Origin of the sequence: Lysinibacillus sphaericus (genome assembly GCF_015844675.1) — a bacterium.
Taxonomy (GTDB): Bacteria; Bacillota; Bacilli; order Bacillales_A; family Planococcaceae; genus Lysinibacillus; species Lysinibacillus sphaericus_E.
The window spans coordinates 70456-90253 of sequence record NZ_LDGC01000013.1 but is presented as its reverse complement, the minus strand read 5'-3'; the positions used below and the strand labels follow the sequence as shown (position 1 = coordinate 90253).

Below are 19798 nucleotides of genomic sequence, written 5' to 3'. Positions count from 1 at the left end.
AAGGAGTAAGTTTACATGAAGAAAAAATGGTTACTTCCCATTTTTGCATCGTTTATGTTTTTCACAGGCATGGGTATTCATGATGCGAAAGCAGCAACAGTAGCAGATTTAACTAATACAGCAAAATCATATATAGGTGTACCTTATCAATATGGAGGAACGGACATTAAGACAGGTATAGATTGCTCAGCATATACACAAATCGTTTTTTCTAAGTTGGGTATTTCACTACAACGTACATCGAGTTCTCAATATCAGCAAGGTACTTCGATTGCGAAAGCTCAGTTGAAGTCTGGAGATCTTGTATTTTTTAATACTTCGGGAAGCGGCGTTTCCCATGTTGGCATATACATAGGTGACAGCAATTTTATTTCAGCTACTACAAGTTCTGGCGTAAAAATCGACAAACTTAATGATCCTTATTACTGGGGATCTCGTTACGTAGGTGCGAAACGCGTAGCAGACTTCTCTGAAGGAGAAGTAAAAGATGCTGAAATCGACTTTAGCGTTTATGCATCGCGTGGAGAGGTAGCTCTTAAACTAGCTAAGCAGTTAAAGTTAGATACTAGTAACACCAATTCAAGTTTTCCAGATATAACACCATCGTCTAAATATGCGGGTGCTGCAGAAGCACTTAAAAAACTCGGCGTTTTTACGGGTGATCAAAACGGAAAATTCAATCCAGGTTCTCCGATGACACGTGGTCAATTATCAAAAGTTTTAGTGGAAGCATTCCGTTTAAAACAACAAGGAACAGCCGTACAATTCGTTGATGTTCCAAGTTCGCATTGGGCTTACAATTATGTATCTATTCTTGCTTCCAATAAAATTACGGTTGGAAAAGGTGACAATACTTTTGGGGTAAATGACAATGTCACATTAGTACAATTAGACGCCTTTTTACAACGAGCAGCTCAATAACTTCAATAAAAGGTGTTTCATCTATGGATGAGATGCCTTTTTTTGTTTTTTACTTCTAATACCATTCCAATGCTTCCCTCTTATCATTATACGTATTATAAAAGCCAGTACTAATTGTACTGGCTTACAAATGATTCAGTTTGGTACCAAAATAATTCTTTTGCTATATGTGATAAGTAGATTATGTCTTTTCTAAGCATAAAATTATACTCTTTAGCCCACTCTTCATCAGGATAAATATTGCCCATCTTCAGTTTTTTACAGATAAAACCTAGACTCATAACTCAAGATGTTCTTATTTATAGAACTTAGCATTAAATAGTCCTATTTCTGCATCTTTACCAGATTTATCACGAGATAATTTAAAACCTATTTTTACTGCTTTTTTTAAATTGATATTAATTTCAGTAGGCATGTCACCTGCTTTAATCGAATAACTTTCAGCAAGGTTTTCGTCTAAATAAACATCTAAAGTTAAATTAGCATCTGTACTCTTTGATTTTTCAGTTAGCGCCAGAGTGGTTTCAAATTTATTGTATTGCCCATTTAACGGAAATTCTAATAATACATTTGAATCAGAATACCAACCACTAACACCTAATGTGATATAGTTACTATATTTATTTCCAATATTATCAGAAAGACGTTCATCATTAAATGCATATGAGAAAGTATTCCCGCTCACTCCTGACGATTCTTGGTAATTCATATGTTTAAAGTCACGTTGAGGATAATAGGCATTTTCATCTGCTGTTTTACCAATATGTATCGTTTGCTTAGCACCATCCCATTTAACAGGATAGCCTAACTCTTCACTGATAAAGCGTAATGGGACATATGTAGTACCTTGGTATGTGAAAGGTTTGTCCTTAGGCATGCTTGATACTTGATCAATTTTAATATCCTTGACATTAAAAAACACTTCCAATGTTTTGCTATTCGTAGCTGCAAATGCTCCTAGAGTACCACCCAATAAAAGAGCACCAGCAATTGACGAACTAATTAATAATTTCTTCATTTCTTTTCGTTTCTCCTTTGTACCTAATTTATTATACGAAACAATAGATATATTATCCTTGAGTTTTGAATAAAAGTAAATACTTTTTAGGTATTTAAAATCATTCAATTGATTAGAATTGATATAAAAAGATACAATTCACACATCCACTTCCAACACCCTACTATACAAAATTCGTATCCCGACCTCTATCTAAAGCACTATCTTGATGCAAATACTATAGTAATGATCCAGTTAATCTTCGTAACAAGCGTCTTGTATTAATCGAATAACTACCTATCACACCTTTTTATAAATCACTTACCCCTTTTTTAAAATCTCTGGATATTTATTTTTTTATACTAGATAAATATCGCTAATCATTTTAACAACGATTCATATTATAGAGTATTGAAAGGAGGGAAATTACTATGTCTGAATATTGCGGTAGCGGTTCTGGTTCTGGTTACGGTTCATCATTTGCGCTAATCGTTGTTCTATTCATTCTATTGATTATTGTTGGTACTAGCTTCATAGGTTATTACTAATACCTAAAACCACCTTTCAGGCTCATAATGTAAAGGATTATACAAACTAATCCTATATACCTTCCATTCTCAAGGGTCACTTTCCGCCAGTGACCCTTTTAATAGTTTAATTACTCAAAGTGTATTCATTATTTTTAGTACTTAAATATTCAGCTATTTGAAGTTTTTTTTCAGTAGCTATATAAATCAAATCAATCCCAATACTTAGAATAGGACTGGATTAAATCGATCATACTCCCCATTGTTATAAATTAAAAATTAAGATGATTTTTTAAAATAGTTTTTTAACTAATCTGTTGTGTAAATTAATATGGATTAACTACACGAAAGAGCCTTTCTACAATAACATGTAGTAAGGCTCTTATATTTTAGATTTCTCTGCAGTCCATAATCCAACATTATTAGTCTTTTAATTTATTAAATAATTTTTTCTTACATTTTAATTAAGTTCCAAAGGCAAAAAAGCATATTCTCCGCTTCTAATAACATCACATTTACGAACAGGAATAGGCTGTTTGAAAATTGGTCCGTCTAATACTGTAGTATGGAATTCTCCACCTTCTCCGCAAGGGTCAATACCGCGCGCTTCAAGCTCTTTTACGTATTCATGAGTTAATATTCGCCCTAAATCGTCTTCTCGCATGCCTAATGATAAATTCACAGTGACAATGATTGTAATAAATCCTAAGTTTATAAATTCATCGACAGCTTCACGATGATCCATTTCCCATAATGGCATGCCTAGCTTTAAACCAGCATTCTTTGTAACTTTGTCATGCCAGCAACCATGTTCAGGCATATCTAAGTCACCTGTGACTAAAACTTCTGCACCTTCATTTTTAGCTTTTTCTAAAAGGTTCATAAATACTTTTTCATAATCTGTCCAGCTTGCAGCTGCAGTATAAACCGGTAAACCTATAGAATTAGCTTGGGCACGTATGAGTTCCGGAGGCATGCCATGGGATCTGGAACGATTTCCTTCTTCCTCCATCATGACGATTAGTCCAACTGCTTCTCCAACCTTCATTGCTTTATATAAAGCTAGGACACTATCCTTTCCTCCGCTAAATGAGGCTATAAAACGATGCTCTTGAGCATTATTTTTCCAGTTCATCAATTCTGTCATTCCTATCTTTCCCCTTTTATTCTACTAACTTTTTTACAAGCTCTTTCTCAGGATAACATAAAACCCATTTGCATTTATTATTGCAAATGAGTTTTTGAAATAGCTTTCTTTTAAAATATAGCTTGCTTTAATTATTTTGCTCAAGGCATTGATAAACCGCCATCAGCTCTCGTTTATTTAACTCTCGAATACGATTGAAGATAGGGATATTAGCAACAGCCTCCGTTCGTAAGTTTTCAGCAACAACATCACTTACTTTGCCAGTTAGCCATGTTTGCACGTCTACGCCATCGACAATTTCCTTACGCCCTTTGTCATTGATACCACTTTCATAGCAACGAATACATGGTACTGATAATTTATAAACACCATCATGGAGATTATCTTCAGAAATGACCTTCTTCCCATTACAGAATGGACATTTATGACTTGCTTTTATTTTATTAATTTGTGTAACAATTTTTTTGTAGCCAAATGCTTCATAAACATATGTTAATTTTTTGTATTTTCCATTCGTAAAATACTGATCAATAATAGCTTCTCTCGTTTCGTCAATATGGGCGAAATCACAGATTGTAATTTGATTTTTGCTGCTTATTGCTTGGATATTATTTTGTATTTTGTCCCAAAATGGTAAAACATTTTGTAGGACTATTTCATATCCAGCAAAGCTTGCGAGTTCTAATTCTAGCATTTTTAACGACACTTGTGTTTCTCTCGGAAGTAAGGAGACATCTTCAGTAAGTGTCATCTCGCCACCAACAATTGATTTTAGTTTTTCAAGCTCTGGTAAATTACCTATCGTTTTTATAACCTGATCAATCGGTTGATGAATAAGCTCACGAATATCAGTGTCCCCAAATGTTAGTGGTTTCTTATGGTTTAGCACCGATCCTTGACAGATTGGACAGGCAATCATCTCTTTTGATGCTTTCATTTGCTCTTTAATAATTGATTTCGAAATCACCATATAACGTCCAAGGATCAAATTAAAACCTTCCCATTTTTTCGAAGACTTCGTTGCTTTATCATAAAATGATTTTTCCCAATAACCATAAAGGAATGTATGTCTTTCTTCTGCTGTCATGTCATTGTAGCTTTTACTAATATCTTGACCCAGTTCATTTTTAATCTCATCAAACAGGAATTGCAATTTAGGATATTGATAATAGTTTAATACTTCCATCACGTCTTGATGTAATAAGCCATCCCAAAATGACACTGTTTTATCTTGAATGACCAAATCAACATCAAACTTTTCAATTTGCAGGCGGCCAGAACAGCTCGGGCAATAATTTTCCTGACTAAAGAAATCGAAACATCTTGTATCTTTATTGGTCGGATGTGCCGCCACTATATGGTTGATGAGGCAACCAATTTCATATAAAAAACTATACTGACTATATAAGTGTCTTTCTAGATCAATGGCGACGACAGGAGCAATAGTTGCAGATTCGTATTCACCATAAATTAATCGGGCCATCGATGATAAGCTTTTTAAAATACCACCTTTATAAATGTTTTCGGCATTTTTAAAATAGCTAATATGATTCTCTTCTAAGTAATGAATGCCATTTTTAGAATTTAGTGTTGAAGATATATGCAATGGAGCTACACTATTTGGTTTGTTATGTTGATTAAAATAATCATCATGACTGACAACATCAAGATGTCGAACAGGTTCCGGTTGTCTTTTACCAAAATCGACGATGAAATCAGAGCTTTCCATCATATAGGCATTATGTTCAATCATCATAATAGAGACAGATTCATCTCGCAGAATATCCCTAACACTATCAATGAATTGGTTTAAAATATTTTGTGATAAACCTTTTGAAGGCTCATCAAAAATAAATAATGTATGGGGGTTTCTTGCGTTAGAAAACAACTCAGATACTAAATGAACGCATTGAAATTCACCTGTTGATAAGGATTGCGTTTTTCTTTCTAACGTCAAATAACCAAGTCCAAGCTTAATTAATAAACTTAAACGTTTATGAGCGATATCTTCATTTGGAAGCTCCTCGATAATGTCCTCAATGGAACGTTGGAAAATATCATCGATGTCGTCACTATATTTTGTCATTTTCTTTTTAATATCAAGAAACGTTGCAACCGTTGATCGGCTAGTAATCGATTGGTTGCGGTCTTGTCCTACCATAACTAATTTATCTTTCGGATATCGTTTTGGGAAATCCTTTGCGATACACTCATTGACAAGGGTTGATTTCCCACAGCCGGACTCACCAGTAACGGTTACGAGTCTATTTTTAGGAATCTGTATGTTAGCCATTTCAATGTTACGACAGTAAAGATCATGGAATTGATAATAGTCTGTAGGCATTGCCTGATTTCGTTCCCAATAGACTGGTTCTGGGCGTGGTGATACTTCGACAATTTTACCGCCGTATTTCCCGCTGCCTGGTCCAAAGAACAGTTGCATATCTGCTGTATCTAGCACTGTATCAGAATGATCAATAAGCCAAATTTGGTTTTTATAGCCCAATTGTTTAATTTGCTCTAAAATTTTCAACAGTGTTTGATGATCAAGACCAACAGAAATTTCATCTATAATAATGACTGTATTTTCACTAGCTGCCATAAATTCTGCCAAGTACAGTCGTGTTAATTCCCCACCAGATAAAGTCCCCATAATTCGATTTAACGTTAAGTAACCAATATTCATTTGGATTATATTTGTGAGAATACGTTGTCTTTCTTCGCTAATCGCTAATTCCTCTGAAAGGGAATAAATCGCTTCTATACTTAAATTGTTAATATCGGAAATACTATGTGGTTGATTCCATAATTCAAACTTATATTGCTCAACTTCTGGATTATAGCGCTTACCTTCACACTTTTTACATTCGACATTTTTAGTCGTACCACGTCCTTTACAAGCAGGACACCAACCTAATACATTATTAAAAGAAAAAACTTCTGGCGAAAGATCAAACTTATTTGCCAGCTTTTCACGAATCTCTTTAAAAATGCCTGTATGAGTACCAACCGTTGAACGTGGATTTGCTGAAATGGATGATTTACCGAGAAAAAGGACTAAAGGCATTTCTTCCATTTTAATGGCACTAAAATTCGTTTCCATAATATTCGGGAATAAATACTGATATTCAGCCTTTGGTAATAAAGAAACGAGACGCTTCTTGGATTCTTCACCAATTGCTTGGCAAAATGTAGTTTTTCCAGATCCGGACAATCCAGCAATTCCTAATGATTGATCTTCCGGCAAGTCGACATTTAATCGGTTAATATTGTTAGCAATTAATTGATTTATTTTCATCGGATACTCTCCATTCAATCTAGTATTGTCATGTTAGCACAACATCAAATATATGTGTTGGGATTTTGAATAGACATGCCAATCAATTATACTGAGGCATAATTGCGTCTCAACCTCTACTGAAAGAAGTTAAAAATGACGCTTCCCGTGTTCGGAAAAGCGTCGAATTGTTGAAGAATGCTTTAATTATAAAAACGATTCATATCGATTATAGTTCTGCTAACACTTTTTCAAGCTGATTACCATTGTTAATCCATGCATATTTAGCTCCCTCGATTGCTCCTTGACGAGCTTTCGTTGCTTCACTAAATCCGGATTGATCAAGATGTAGGTGAGTAATACCATCTTCACCTTGTGTCAACGTCCACGTAACCGTAGTGATTTCTCCGGCACTTGCCCAAGTGTAAGATAATGTATGAGGTTCATCCACTATAAGCACCTCACAATTGACAATTCCATCCCACCATTCGTTTGGCTCAGCTCGGAATTGAAATTTATGTCCTACGATTGGTTTAAAATCATTTTTCCATATCCATTTTTCAAGAGTGTCTGAATCCGTTAATGCGTTCCAAACTTTCTCGATTGAACTTGTAAATTGGTAATCTAAAGATACATCTGCTTTCATTTTTTTTCCTCCAATATAAGATTTAATTTAGCCATTCTTTCTTTCCAGAATCCTTCGTAATAAGATATCCAATCTTGAATTTCCTTCAACGGATTGGCGTTCAACCGATATCTCGTTTCTCTACCAACCCTTCGAGCAATGACAAGATCAGCATCTTTCAGGATAGCTAAATGCTTAGAAACTGCTGTACGCCCCATTTGAAAATGAGCCGTTAATTCGTGAAGAGGTAATTCTTCTGCATCAGCCAACAAGCGTATTAATTGACGTCTTGTTGGATCAGCAATCGCAGCATAAACATCACGCTCTAGATTTTTCTCGCTCAAAATCTCCTCTCCCTTATGAATAGGACACTAAATGGTGTCTTAATTATATGACACCATTTAGTGTCCAGTCAATTTTTATTTTTGCCAAAATGACATTCGTTTTATTCTTTTTCAATAAAAAAGAGTGTCAAATACCTTTCAATTTGACACTCTTTTGACTGATATTTTTTTAAATAGATGGTGTTGTTTAAGTCCAAATATATATTATGATCTTCCTTTAGGAATAGTAGCTATAAATTGAACACCATTTTCGGTATTATTCATTAAATAGGTAATAGAAAGAGATTCAAATATTTGTTTTACTATATAAAGACCTAGTCCGCTTCCACCAGTATTTCGATTTCTCGATTTTTCAATTCTATAAAATGGCTCAAATAATTGTTGTATTTCCTCTTCTTTAATTTTGACACCTGTATTCATCACTTTTATTTGAATCTGATTTTCTTTTTGGAGATCAGTTTCGTCTATACATACTGTTTCTCCGTGCGGTGAATACGTAATCGCATTATGAATGATGTTTTTGAAAGCTTTTTCTAATAAAACTCGATCTGTGCGTACATTCATGTTAGGAGAAATTTGTTTTATAATTTGAATGTCTTTTTGAGAAGCAAAAAAACCGAGATCTTTCGTTATTGAATCTACTAATTCTAAAAGGTTGACTTCCTCCAATTGCAATTTAAAAGTATCTTGTTCTAATTTAGACATGCTTAAAATCTCTCGAACTAATTGTTCCATTCCTTCGATAATGTTGTGGTTTTTCTCTAAATAGAGGTCACGATTTTGATAAGGGCCGATATTGTAAATCATCCCTTCTATATATCCTTTCATAACAGTGAGCGGAGTTTTTAATTCATGTGCAACTGTTGCGAAAAATTCTCTGCGTTTTGTTTCGATTTTTCGCTCTCTTTCAATATCATCTTTTAATTGCTCATTTGCTTTTTGTAAATCGAGCATAGTTCGTTGCAAGTTACTCGACATCTCATTCAAGCTATTGGAGAGTTCCTCTAATTCATCATTTGAACGAACTACGATGTTTTCGGAAAAGTCCAAGTTGGCCATCTTTTGAGCACCTTCATTCATATAGATAAGCGGTTTTGTAATGAACCTTGAATATAAAAAGGCACTTCCTAACCCGATACATACTACAATGATACTTATATAAGGGAGAAAACGGACTAAGACGTGTGTCGCTTCATCAATAGGTTGGAATGTCGCAAATACAGTAACCATTAAATTATCTTCATCTAGGAATTGAATGGGCAAAGTAATATTAAATGCATTATTAAGGCTTTCTGGATTTTGTAATGGCGCTGCTTTTGCAGTAAGTTTTGGTGGTTGCGTACTCCCCTGAATAAAAAATGAAGGCGAATATATAATAGTTCCTTCATGTTGTAAGTAAACGATAGCATTGTTTTCTTTTGTGTACTCATCCAAAAGTGGTATCGCATTTTGTAATGTTAACTTTTTAGATTCACCAATTATTTCCTCTATTCCAGTTTGGAGTTGATTCGTTTTATATTGTTCATAAAATGTTGGAAGGAAGAAGTATAACGTTAAATAAATCAAGACTGCAAAAGATAACAATATGAGAGAGGTGATCATAAAGAGCTTATACGTTATTCGTTTCATCTTCATGATGTTTACAATCCTATTCATCGATTTTGTATCCAATACCCTTTACTGTTTTTATATAGGGTATATTTAATTTTTTTCTTAAATTTTTTATATGTGTATCAATCATCCTTGTTTCTCCTGCATATTCATATCCCCAAATTTTTTCTACAATAATTTCTCTAGTAAGCACCTTTTTTTCATTATGAAGTAGTAGTTGTAAAATTTCGAACTCTTTAGTTGTTAACGGTATTTCAACTTTATTTACATAAGCCTTATATCCGTCACAATCGACATTCAGTTCATTAAAATTTAAATGATTATCGCTATTTTGATTACAACTTCTTCTTAGAACCGCTTGTACTCGTCTGATCAACACATGAAATGAAAAGGGTTTTGTTATATAATCATCAATCCCTATATCAAAGCCTTTCATTTGATCTTGTTCTTCTTCTAAAGCCGTCAACATAATAATGGGTATGTTTGACTGACTTCGGATCATTTTGGCAACTTCAAATCCATTAAAGTTTGGCATCATGACATCAAGAAGTATTAAATCAAAGGATTGTCCATTAAATCGTTTCATTCCCTCTAGCCCATCTGAAGCAACCTCTATTGTATAATTTTGTGTCATTAAAAACTGTTTAATTAATTCTTGAATTTCTAAATCGTCTTCTACTACAAGAATATGATAGTTCATCGATATATCCCCCTCGAAGCACATTATAACCTTACAATCTGTAGTTTATGTGAAGATACCCCATATTCCCTTTGAAAGCTCTACTATCCTCTCCAATATTCATTCTGACATGGAATCGATATAACTATATGTTCTTTTTTGAAAATGAACAAAATAATAAATGTCTCTGACGCTAATTTTTATCTTCTCTACATAAACTCCTCTATATCTCCATACCAATACCAGATTGGCCATATACACTATTTGTTAGGAAGAAAAGTAATTCTTTTATGTGTACTTTCAATAGAATGAAGCGTCTAGAGATGTAAATGTCTAACTAAGGAGAATGTTTTATGTATAAAATTAATCTACGTCCATTATTGTTATTGGTCGTATTTATGTTGTTATTGTGTTCGTGTTTGACATACGTATCCCTTAAAGCTTTAGGAGCAGAGGAAATCTTCTTTAAGTGTACGAAGTCATTTGTTAATATGATAATGATTAAAATAGCTTAAAAGTTTTTTATATGATAATAATTAAGAATCCATTTAGAAAAAGTTGGATTCTTTTTTTGTCGTTTAAGATTTATTTATCATATTTTCGATTTTAAAAATTTTTACTGATGGATTTTTACATAAAATATTGATAAAGACACAAAGTTCCCCCTAAGATAAACATGTTTAAATTTTCACCTGTTTATCCTAGGGGGAACTTATGCTATTCATAACTGTTCATTTATGCCTGGTTGTAAATCTGTCGAGCTATAGTATCATAGAATTTATTTAATGCATGAAAGAATTTCAATTAGGAGATGTAGAACCTTGTATCATATCTTCTCCTGAATTAGATGAGTAAGGATCCCACTGTTCTGGTGTCATTTCTCCTCTTGGATTTGGAGATTCCCACTGTCGCGGATCGGGAATATTTTCTTCTGAATACGTGTTATGATCTTGGTCCATATTCGTTTCACTTTGATCCAGGTTTCCACCAAAATTAATCAAATTCGCAAATAAACCCATTGCTATTCCGATTGATACTATGCCAATGGATGCTGCTATTTTCGTCCACATTTTTTTCAAATTTTATTCCCGTTTCTTCTCCAAACTTTTACAAACCAAATTTTGTTTTTCAAGATACACTACCTTATCAGATTGTTTAGCTACTTCTTGGGAATGAGTGACAACGATAATACATTTGTTTTCTTTATGAGCTAGTTCTTTAAACAATTTTACAATTTCATCCGAAGTATTCTCATCTAAATTACCGGTCGGCTCATCCGCAATTAATAAATCTACTTCACAAGACAATGCACGAGCAATGGCTACACGCTGTTGTTGACCTCCGCTAAGCTGTAAAACCTTTCTTTTTGCTTCGATTTCCGACAAGCCAACCATTTCTAATAACTCAAGCGCTCTTCTCTTTTTATCATTTATGTTAACTCCTGTAATTTCCATTGCCGTGACGACATTTTGCAGAGCCGTCATATACGTAATGAGATTATATGATTGGAAGATGATCGAAACATATTTATTTCTATATTTATCTAAACCAATTTTCCGTATATCTTTTCCTTTGTAAAGTACATGTCCTTCTTTTGGGTTATCTAATCCACTTGCTAAACTAAGTGCGGTTGTTTTTCCTGAACCTGATGGACCTAAAATGCTATAGAAACATCCTGTTTCAAAGGTGAAATTTACGTTCTCTAATAAAGTATTCTTCTTATTATTACTTTGATAATAGTAATATAGATTTTTAAATTGTAATATAGTGTCCATGTGACTCCTCCTACTCATCTTTTAATAGTATTTCTTTTGGATTTAAACGAAGAATTGACAACGCTGGAAGAAGTGTTGATAAAATCGCAATTAATAACCCTAACCCACCTAAATTCAACACATCTTGTGATGATATACTGACATCAATATTGTCGATCGGTTCAGCATCTTTTTCTTGTTTATTCATCATGCCAAACGAGAATCCTAAAGTATTTGATTCTTGTTGTTGATCTTCAGCAGCAATTACTTCTTGCTGTAATAAACTATCGCCCATTTTTTGAGACACTGTTTTACCTGTAATGATAGAAATGCCAAATGCTAGTACAGCTATACATAGTACTTCTACTAACAGTTGTCCTATTAATTTCCTCTTTTTTTCACCGATTGCCAATAGAATACCTAATTCCTTACGTCGCTCTTTTATGGTCAACATAATAATAAGACCTAATATAATGGATCCTGCTATGGATACTAAATAAACAATCATTTTAGACGTAGCGGCAATATTCTCGATTGGGCCTACCATTTTTTGATATAATGCATCGTGCGCATCTAGCTTAAATAAATCGAAATCAATAGTTGATTTCTTTGCCTCTGCTTTAAAATCCTCAATATTTTCTGGATCATTTAAGTAGTAAATTGCTTCGTTAATCGATACACCCTTTTTATCACTTTCTTCATACATTTCTTTCGTCGCGTCATAATTAGTGTATATTTTGTTAGATGGATGCATCATAGCAGGTAAATTTTCCTCAAAGTCAGTTATCCCGGAATTTTTATATATCCCTATAATTTCTAACTCTACTTCCGATGTTTCATCAGTTGATTTAATCTTTACCTTATCACCAACTTGAAGCTCGTTTTGTTCGGCTAACCGTTTTTCAATCAAAGCGACTTTCTTATTCGTATCCTCTGAAACAATTGAACGACCGTCAATTATTTCATTCGTTCCATCTGTAAACTCTTGTAATAGTTCAGAGCTTTTTACACCTTGGATAAATGTATTAGGCATTTTCATATTTCCAGAGTTACTGCCAACTACTGCTCCAACTACTCCATCCTCATCTTTGTCACCATTAATAGGCGTGTAATTATCTGCAACAAGCATGTCATTTTTTAGATAGTTGTAGTCTATTACATAGGGTGACTTAGCTAACTGATCTGCTTCATCAGCAAAAAGTTCAGGATGTTGTATTTTTCCATTTGGATTCTCTTGTCGCTGTTTTGCCACATTTTCCATAAGCTTCTCTTCGTCCATTCTAAGACTCACGTCAACACCTAATGTTTGTCTAGCGTGATCATTCGCCTTTTGTGAGACATTTTGAATAGCGAAACCCGCTAATACTAAATTGGAAACTACTAAAAATACAGTAAATAATATTAGCGATTTCCCTTTCCTTGCTTTAACACTTAAAAATGCTCGTTTGATAAAATTCATTTTTATTACCTCCTTGATAGCTATACTATAAATGGGTAACGTGTAGTTTATATGGAGATACTGCGGAGTTTATCTAGAGATTTAAATAGTAAAGGAACAAAAAATAAGCTTGTTTCTCAAAATGTGAGAAGCAAGCTTATTATAATCGGTAATATTTTCTTTTTTATCTTTTCAATAATTAATATGCTTGTGCAAACCAAACTGTATGCTTTGCTTTATTGCCGCAGCAAATACAAGTAGTCTTCGTAGTTGGTGGGTTAAACGGAATATTACGAGAAGTATATTTTGTCTCTTCCTTCACTTTTTCCTCACATGCATCATCTCCACACCATCCAGCAAGAATCCAGCCTGGTATAGATCCGTTTTCCTTGGACGAGTTAATATGCTGCTGTAATTCCTGCAGTGTATCAATCGTTGTATGAGCATTTTCATCGCGGAATGTGCGTGCTTTTTCAAATAAACGTGATTGCATCGTTGTTAGTTCTACCTCAATGGCTGAAACAATGTCATTCAGGTCAATAGATTGCTTCTCATCTTCATCTCGTGCTTTTAACAATACTTGGTTTTTCTCTAAATCACGAGGTCCTAATTCAATACGAATCGGTACACCTTTTAATTCCCATTCGTTAAATTTGAAGCCCGGTGATTGGTCCGAATCATCTAAACGAACTCGAATTCCCTTCTTCTTAAGGGCTGCGAAGATGTAATCTAGTTTCTCTATAATTTCAGGGTTCTTTTTCCATGGACCTACAGGTATTAAGACAACTTGGGTTGGTGCAATTCGTGGCGGTAAAATAAGCCCCTGTTCATCACCGTGAACCATAATGACAGAACCGATTAAGCGTGTGGAAGTCCCCCAAGATGTTGTGTGTACATGCTCATGCTGATTAGCTTTGTTTAAATACTTAATATCAAAGGCTTCAGCGAATTTTGTCCCTAAATAGTGAGAGGTACCAGCTTGTACTGCCTTGCCATTTTTCATCATTGCTTCGATTGAAAATGTATCAACCGCTCCTGCAAAACGTTCAGAAGGTGTTTTTTGTCCATCATAAACAGGGATTGCAAGTAATTCCTCAACTACCTCTTTATAGATCGTTAACATTTGCATTGTTTCTTTACGTGCATCTTCTTCATCAATATGTGCTGTATGGCCCTCTTGCCACAAAAATTCAGATGTTCGAATGAACGGAAGTGTTTTTTTCTCCCAACGAAAAACATTTGCCCATTGATTAATGAGGACCGGTAAATCACGATAACTTTTGATCCAATTTGAATATAAGTGTCCTATCATCGTTTCAGATGTCGGGCGAAGTGCTAAACGCTCTTCTAATTTCTCACCTGCTGCCTCCGTTACCCAAGGAAGCTCTGGTGAGAAGCCTTCGATATGATCTTTTTCTTTTTGGAAAAAGGATTCCGGGATTAGCATAGGGAAATAAGCGTTGCGATGGCCTGTTTCTTTAAAACGGCGGTCCATTTCTTCCTGAATGTGTTCCCAAATCTCATAGCCATCCGGTTTAAATGCGATACAGCCTCGGACCGGTGTGTAATCCATTAAGTCTGCCTTTTGAATTGTCTCAATGTACCATTTTGAAAAATCATTTTGTTGTGTCGTCATGTTCTTTCCTCCATTTCGAAAAGGTTTTTGAATAAAAACAAAAAAGCACAAAGCTGTCCTTAAAATAAGGACGTCTTTGTGCCGAATTAACGTGGTACCACCTTGAATTTAGTTTTAAGAACATCTTAAAACCCTCAAACGTTTTGTAACGAAAACGACTCGGTTATGTTTGCATAACATCTCCGTGGTAGGTTTCAGATAGAAGCGGTGATATAGCTCTCAACATTTGCTATATTTTCTGTTTCACAATTCTACCTTACTTGGCCACATCATCAATTTATATTGTATCTAACTTTAGCAAAACAGTTAAATAATTTCAAATATTAATAATTATTTTTCGGGAAATATCAGAAAATTAACATTACTCCTGGTGCAAAATATCAATTTGAATAACAAAGGATTTTTCACCTCACCAGTTGATTTTTTATAAAGACTAACTATAATTATTTACTCTCAACTATCAACTGCGTAAAGTCATCTACCGATAGTGGCTTACTGAAATAATAGCCTTGTACATACTCGCACCCATGTTCACGCAGCACTTTTAATTCGGCTTCTTCCTCGACACCTTCAGCTACTACTTGAAGATTTAGGGCATGTGCTAGAGAAATCATAGCTGATATCATGGCAATGCCTGATTTTTCAGGTAAAATATCACGGACGAATGCACGATCTATTTTTAAAACATCTACAGGGAATGTTTTTAAGTAATTGAGCGACGAGTAACCCGTTCCGAAGTCATCTAAGGAAATTGTAATACCGAGTGCTCTTAATTGGTTAATAGTATTGATCAAGTCTTCGGTATAATCCAACATACTCATCTCAGTAATCTCTATTTCTAATAAGTGTGGATCGATTTTAGTTTCTGTCATAATTTCGCGTACCATTTCGACAAAGCCTGTCGTACTAATATGAATCGGAGAAATGTTTACGGCAACACGTAAGTTTAAATTATGTACATCGTTCCAAGCGCGTGCCTGGGCGGATGCTTTTCTTAACACCCATACCCCTATATCATTTATAAGCCCACATTCCTCAGCAAATGGAATAAAGTGATCCGGAGGTATATGACCAAGTAGAGGATCATGCCAACGAAGTAAAGCCTCCATGCCGATGATTGTATTCGTTTTTAAATTAATCTTTGGTTGATAATGTAATTCTAAAATATCCTTCTTTAACGCTTGATGTAATTTTGTTTCAAGTAATAGCCATTTATCATTGACTTCATCCATATTTGGACGATATAAGCGATATTGATTACCACGGGAAGATTTCGCAGCATACATAGCGATATCTGCATTTTTCAATAATTCCTCCGCAGAGTTTGCATGATCTGGAAAAATACTAATTCCAACACTAATACTTGCGTAAAATTCATACGTATTCACAATAAAACTCTCATTAAAGACGCTAATTATTTCCTCAGCCTTCTCCTCAATACGGTCAACATCGTTTAGTATAATCACAAATTCATCACTATTATGACGGTAAATTGAATTCGATGTGTAATCAACGTTGCGCAGACGTTGCGCCATTTCCACTAAGAACAAATCCCCGATGATGTGACCCAATCCATCATTAATGTTTTTAAAACGATTTACATCAATGAAAAATAACGCAAACTTCTCATCTGTGCGTCGTGATTGATGGAATTCGTTTTCTAAACGTTGCTCTAACTTACGACGATTTGGTAGCCCTGTTAATTCATCGTGATAGGCAATATGGGTAATCTTTTTTATATCTTTTTGTGCAGTTATGTCGACTCGAATAGCAATATATTGATAGGGTTTACCATTGTCATCAAGAAAAGGAAAAATCGTCGTCTTCACCCAGTATAGACTACCGTCCTTTGCGCGATTACATACCTCGCCATTCCACATGTCACCCTTACCTATCGTTTTCCACATCTCTCTAAAGAAAGATCGTGGATGGTAGCCTGAATTCAGTAAACGGTGATCTTGCCCTAATAATTCTTCACGTGTATATTTAGAAATTTTGCAAAAATGATCATTAACAAACGTAATTTTCCCAGTTCGGTCTGTAATTGCTACAATGATGGAACTATTCATTGCTGAAAAAATATCTTGTAATTCTTTCAGACTATAGTTAACTTGATTAATACTACTAGGCGTGATATTCATCATTTACATTCTCCGTTCATTAGAAGGGTTTGGTACTTTTGCTTTATAAAAAGCGGGGTATAAAGTTATGGGATATCGCCCTTTATTATGTAATTATATTATAGTATTAGAAAAGCAGTTAATTCAACCCAAATATTAAAACGATCAAGTCTATATTTAAATGATTTTTGTTAGAATAGACTCAAAAAACAAGGTCTTTTAACTCATTTAATACGCTTGTTTTGGAATACTTTAAGTACCTTAGTCTATTTATATGTTATGTTTAGCCTATTTATCTCTCAACTGAATGATTGTTCTGTAATTTTAGATACTTGAATAATTACTTCATTTATGATATTTACCAAAAATACCTTACTGTCATAACTAGGCAGTAAGGTATTTTATAAGCTAACAGACTTCATATTCTATTGGACCTCCCAATGTTTTGGCTCGTTCATTGTAGGCATCAAGTTGCTCCTGAGATAAGTTCAACATATAATAGTGAAAATTGATGGGCTCTAAACCGTGTTTCTCACATACTTGTCGATAAAAATCATAACCTTCGCGGTATTTTGTCATCCTAATAATTTCCTTTCATTTGTGCAACCTCATTATAATATTCTAATTGTTCTTGTGATAATTGATTAACATAATAATAGAAATTGATGGGTTCTAAATCGAATTGTTCACATTTTTTTACGTAAAATTCATAACCAGCTTTATAATGAGACATGCGCATTTCTTCTCCCTTGTTATATAACAGTTTAATTATTTTTTAATAATATATAACAGATTGGTTGGTATGTCAATTAATTATCTGATATTTCTTTCAAATAGTTGAAAGCCCAGTCCATTATAGTTAGTATGGCTGGGCTTTTCATAAAATATTCACGTCGGCGTCCGTTATAATCACATCCTTTAATCTGAAACCTTTTAAATACCTAGTTGTTTTGCTTGCATATTATAAGCTGAAAGTTGCTGCTGTGATAACTGTAGCACATAATAGCGGAAAGAAATGGGCTCTAAACCATAACGCTCACACATCTCACAATAAAACTCATAACCATCACGATACTTTGACATTTGAATTCCTCCTAAAATCAAACTGTTTTATAACAGTTGTTATTATTTTTTATTAATATATAACAGACGATTCAATTCGTCAAGCTTTACTATTCAAAAATATCCTTGAAGTATTACTTTAATGAAATAATAAAAGCCATTGTTTTGAAAAAGATCGATCAAAACAATGGCTCTATTTAATGTTGAATATTTAATTCAATCAAGTAACTCTACCTTAACTTTTAGCTTTATATCTACTGGATGCTCTTCCTCTATTACTCGGTAAGTTATGACATAAGCTCCTTTGGGAAATCCTTTAAAGACCTTTTTAAACTTTCGTTACCGTTTAAAATATCATTTGCAATTTTTGCTTCTTTATCTACACTTTGAATTTTGTAGTAAAATCTTTTTGTTCCAGTATTGGTTACGGATATTTTAAATGGAGAATCCCAATCATAAGTAAAATATGATTTACTTTCACCTATAGGAGACGATACCTCTTCATTAATCACAATACCTATTGATTCATAGCCTTTCTCTGTATTAGTGATATCTACGACAACAGGTTCCTCTTCATTCTCCTTAAGTGTGCTATCCAAAACAACAGGTTCATTTTTTACAGCCTCTGAAGTTACATTTTTAGACGGTACTTCTGTTTTAGATGAAAATGTAGTACACCCTGCCAAGAGGATAATAGAAGTGCATATAATAATTAACTTATAAATTCTCATAACTTCTCCTAACTAAAAATAGTAAATAATGATAATTACACCATTAATAAAAAGAAGGGTAGGCTCTATGTCCTTACTTTCTTTTTTGACTTGTTTCCTTCTTTAGAACTTCAAAAAAGCCCAATTTCTCAATATTACTATCGAGAAATTGGACCATTCATCATAAATTTTTCAATAATCGGAAGATCATTTTAGGGATAAATATTAAAATGTTCCAAATTATTTCTGATACGATTGAATTTTTAATGGCTATAATAAATTCTTTAATATAATATCGAGTTTTGCTTTTTTTCATTCTTTGTATTAATTCTTTAATATAAGATCGTGCTTTGCTTTTTTTCATTCTTTGTATTTAGTCTCCAGGAATTACATTAGTGCTCAACTTTGATGAATGCTTTGATTTCTTTTATTTGTTCAATATGTCGTTGTTCATGAATAGAAACTAGTTCTACCCATTGATCGAGGGGTAAATCGCCAAGAAAAGGATGTTTAAAGGATTTTTCTGCTAACAAAGATGGATCTTCAATCGTATCAAGGAAAGTTGTAAATTTCTTTCTCGATTCTTCAAGTAACTCAATAATTTGTTGAACTGTAAAAAAGTCTTCAGCTGGAACAACAAATTCTGGTGCTGGGATTTTTTTTGTCCTATCTGCGACAAGTTGAATATTTTTACGTTCCACTTGCTTACTATCTTCTTGTTTTAATGCCCACGCAATCAATCTTACAAAAGATGCATCCGTTAAAATTAAGTGATGGCAAACCTGTGCGATACTCCAACTGTTTGCATCAGGCTTAGTGTTGAATTGAATATCACTTAATAATTTGATCTCCTCTACTAAGTTATTTCTTGTTTCACATAGTTGGTCGTTAATTAATTGACTCATAAGCTACTCCCCTTATCAAACGATTTTTGTTTCCTATTTTGTATA

19 protein-coding genes and 1 other annotated feature are annotated in these 19798 nt (G+C 33.9%); of the genes, 2 read left to right on the top strand and 17 right to left on the bottom strand.

All coding sequences use genetic code 11. The annotated features are described in order from the left end of the window. Positions 1-15 precede the first annotated feature (15 nt). Positions 16-921, top strand: coding sequence for a C40 family peptidase (locus ABE34_RS04760; protein WP_197140831.1), 906 nt, complete (start codon positions 16-18; stop codon positions 919-921). 295 nt (positions 922-1216) lie between these two features. On the opposite strand, the gene ABE34_RS04755 is transcribed toward ABE34_RS04760, so the two are convergent. Further along, positions 1217-1939, bottom strand: a complete 723-nt coding sequence (locus tag ABE34_RS04755) for a copper amine oxidase N-terminal domain-containing protein (RefSeq protein ID WP_197140829.1) — start codon at positions 1937-1939, stop codon at positions 1217-1219. A gap of 410 nt (positions 1940-2349) precedes the next feature. Here ABE34_RS04755 and ABE34_RS04750 point away from each other — a divergent pair, with 410 nt between their 5' ends. Beyond that, positions 2350-2466, top strand: a complete 117-nt coding sequence (locus tag ABE34_RS04750) for a YjcZ family sporulation protein (protein WP_197140828.1) — start codon at positions 2350-2352, stop codon at positions 2464-2466. A 439-nt stretch (positions 2467-2905) separates the two neighbouring features. Here ABE34_RS04750 and ABE34_RS04745 read toward each other — a convergent pair whose 3' ends face one another. The 16 genes from ABE34_RS04745 to ABE34_RS04670 all read right to left on the bottom strand — a co-directional run bounded on the left by ABE34_RS04745 (position 2906) and on the right by ABE34_RS04670 (position 19753). Continuing rightward, positions 2906-3592, bottom strand: coding sequence for a diphthine--ammonia ligase (locus tag ABE34_RS04745; protein WP_197140826.1), 687 nt, complete (start codon positions 3590-3592; stop codon positions 2906-2908). 127 nt (positions 3593-3719) lie between these two features. After that, on the bottom strand, positions 3720-6890 hold the full coding sequence (locus tag ABE34_RS04740; RefSeq protein WP_197140825.1) for an ATP-binding cassette domain-containing protein: 3171 nt from the start codon (positions 6888-6890) through the stop codon (positions 3720-3722). Positions 6891-7098: 208 nt separating this feature from the next. Beyond that, positions 7099-7515, bottom strand: coding sequence for an SRPBCC family protein (locus tag ABE34_RS04735; RefSeq protein WP_197140824.1), 417 nt, complete (start codon positions 7513-7515; stop codon positions 7099-7101). Beyond that, the gene (locus ABE34_RS04730; protein WP_197140822.1) at positions 7512-7838 is read right to left on the bottom strand and encodes an ArsR/SmtB family transcription factor; all 327 of its coding nucleotides are present in this window, start codon (positions 7836-7838) and stop codon (positions 7512-7514) included. The genes ABE34_RS04735 and ABE34_RS04730 overlap by 4 nt, the downstream gene beginning before the upstream one ends. A gap of 204 nt (positions 7839-8042) precedes the next feature. Continuing rightward, entirely contained in the window at positions 8043-9494 is a 1452-nt protein-coding gene (locus ABE34_RS04725; RefSeq protein ID WP_197140821.1) for a sensor histidine kinase, read from the bottom strand. Then, positions 9487-10173: a response regulator transcription factor gene (locus ABE34_RS04720; RefSeq protein ID WP_197140820.1), complete on the bottom strand. Its 687-nt coding sequence runs from the start codon at positions 10171-10173 to the stop codon at positions 9487-9489. Before ABE34_RS04720 ends, ABE34_RS04725 begins: the two co-directional genes overlap by 8 nt. A 755-nt stretch (positions 10174-10928) precedes the next feature. Beyond that, positions 10929-11198 (bottom strand): hypothetical protein, encoded by a 270-nt coding sequence (locus ABE34_RS04715; RefSeq protein WP_197140818.1) that lies wholly within the window; start codon positions 11196-11198, stop codon positions 10929-10931. Positions 11199-11210: 12 nt separating this feature from the next. After that, positions 11211-11903: an ABC transporter ATP-binding protein gene (locus ABE34_RS04710; protein WP_197140817.1), complete on the bottom strand. Its 693-nt coding sequence runs from the start codon at positions 11901-11903 to the stop codon at positions 11211-11213. 10 nt (positions 11904-11913) lie between these two features. After that, positions 11914-13341 carry an ABC transporter permease gene (locus tag ABE34_RS04705; RefSeq protein WP_197140816.1) on the bottom strand — a complete coding sequence of 476 codons (1428 nt, stop codon included), beginning with the start codon at positions 13339-13341 and terminating at the stop codon, positions 11914-11916. 178 nt (positions 13342-13519) lie between these two features. Beyond that, positions 13520-14956, bottom strand: a complete 1437-nt coding sequence (proS, locus tag ABE34_RS04700) for a proline--tRNA ligase (RefSeq protein ID WP_197140814.1) — start codon at positions 14954-14956, stop codon at positions 13520-13522. A 63-nt stretch (positions 14957-15019) separates the two neighbouring features. Continuing rightward, positions 15020-15238, bottom strand: a binding site (T-box leader). Positions 15239-15399: 161 nt separating this feature from the next. Continuing rightward, on the bottom strand, positions 15400-17100 hold the full coding sequence (locus ABE34_RS04695) for a putative bifunctional diguanylate cyclase/phosphodiesterase (protein ID WP_197140813.1): 1701 nt from the start codon (positions 17098-17100) through the stop codon (positions 15400-15402). A gap of 384 nt (positions 17101-17484) precedes the next feature. Beyond that, positions 17485-17655 carry a transcriptional regulator gene (locus tag ABE34_RS04690; protein WP_197140811.1) on the bottom strand — a complete coding sequence of 57 codons (171 nt, stop codon included), beginning with the start codon at positions 17653-17655 and terminating at the stop codon, positions 17485-17487. Position 17656: 1 nt separating this feature from the next. Beyond that, the gene (locus ABE34_RS04685; RefSeq protein ID WP_241747006.1) at positions 17657-17815 is read right to left on the bottom strand and encodes a transcriptional regulator; all 159 of its coding nucleotides are present in this window, start codon (positions 17813-17815) and stop codon (positions 17657-17659) included. A gap of 194 nt (positions 17816-18009) precedes the next feature. After that, positions 18010-18159, bottom strand: a complete 150-nt coding sequence (locus ABE34_RS04680) for a hypothetical protein (protein WP_004230023.1) — start codon at positions 18157-18159, stop codon at positions 18010-18012. Positions 18160-18425: 266 nt separating this feature from the next. After that, on the bottom strand, positions 18426-18869 hold the full coding sequence (locus ABE34_RS04675) for a hypothetical protein (protein WP_197140810.1): 444 nt from the start codon (positions 18867-18869) through the stop codon (positions 18426-18428). A gap of 371 nt (positions 18870-19240) precedes the next feature. Further along, on the bottom strand, positions 19241-19753 hold the full coding sequence (locus ABE34_RS04670) for a DinB family protein (RefSeq protein ID WP_197140809.1): 513 nt from the start codon (positions 19751-19753) through the stop codon (positions 19241-19243). Positions 19754-19798: the final 45 nt, after the last annotated feature.

Bases quoted from the DNA above. Each gene is read 5' to 3' on its own strand.
- ABE34_RS04760 (WP_197140831.1), top strand. From the start codon at position 16: ATGAAGAAAAAATGGTTACTTCCCATTTTTGCATCGTTTATGTTTTTC.
- ABE34_RS04755 (WP_197140829.1), bottom strand. From the start codon at position 1,939: ATGAAGAAATTATTAATTAGTTCGTCAATTGCTGGTGCTCTTTTATTG.
- ABE34_RS04750 (WP_197140828.1), top strand. From the start codon at position 2,350: ATGTCTGAATATTGCGGTAGCGGTTCTGGTTCTGGTTACGGTTCATCA.
- ABE34_RS04745 (WP_197140826.1), bottom strand. From the start codon at position 3,592: ATGACAGAATTGATGAACTGGAAAAATAATGCTCAAGAGCATCGTTTT.
- ABE34_RS04740 (WP_197140825.1), bottom strand. From the start codon at position 6,890: ATGAAAATAAATCAATTAATTGCTAACAATATTAACCGATTAAATGTC.
- ABE34_RS04735 (WP_197140824.1), bottom strand. From the start codon at position 7,515: ATGAAAGCAGATGTATCTTTAGATTACCAATTTACAAGTTCAATCGAG.
- ABE34_RS04725 (WP_197140821.1), bottom strand. From the start codon at position 9,494: ATGAATAGGATTGTAAACATCATGAAGATGAAACGAATAACGTATAAG.
- ABE34_RS04720 (WP_197140820.1), bottom strand. From the start codon at position 10,173: ATGTGCTTCGAGGGGGATATATCGATGAACTATCATATTCTTGTAGTA.
- ABE34_RS04715 (WP_197140818.1), bottom strand. From the start codon at position 11,198: ATGTGGACGAAAATAGCAGCATCCATTGGCATAGTATCAATCGGAATA.
- ABE34_RS04710 (WP_197140817.1), bottom strand. From the start codon at position 11,903: ATGGACACTATATTACAATTTAAAAATCTATATTACTATTATCAAAGT.
- ABE34_RS04705 (WP_197140816.1), bottom strand. From the start codon at position 13,341: ATGAATTTTATCAAACGAGCATTTTTAAGTGTTAAAGCAAGGAAAGGG.
- proS (WP_197140814.1), bottom strand. From the start codon at position 14,956: ATGACGACACAACAAAATGATTTTTCAAAATGGTACATTGAGACAATT.
- ABE34_RS04695 (WP_197140813.1), bottom strand. From the start codon at position 17,100: ATGATGAATATCACGCCTAGTAGTATTAATCAAGTTAACTATAGTCTG.
- ABE34_RS04690 (WP_197140811.1), bottom strand. From the start codon at position 17,655: ATGACAAAATACCGCGAAGGTTATGATTTTTATCGACAAGTATGTGAG.
- ABE34_RS04685 (WP_241747006.1), bottom strand. From the start codon at position 17,815: ATGCGCATGTCTCATTATAAAGCTGGTTATGAATTTTACGTAAAAAAA.
- ABE34_RS04680 (WP_004230023.1), bottom strand. From the start codon at position 18,159: ATGTCAAAGTATCGTGATGGTTATGAGTTTTATTGTGAGATGTGTGAG.
- ABE34_RS04675 (WP_197140810.1), bottom strand. From the start codon at position 18,869: ATGAGAATTTATAAGTTAATTATTATATGCACTTCTATTATCCTCTTG.
- ABE34_RS04670 (WP_197140809.1), bottom strand. From the start codon at position 19,753: ATGAGTCAATTAATTAACGACCAACTATGTGAAACAAGAAATAACTTA.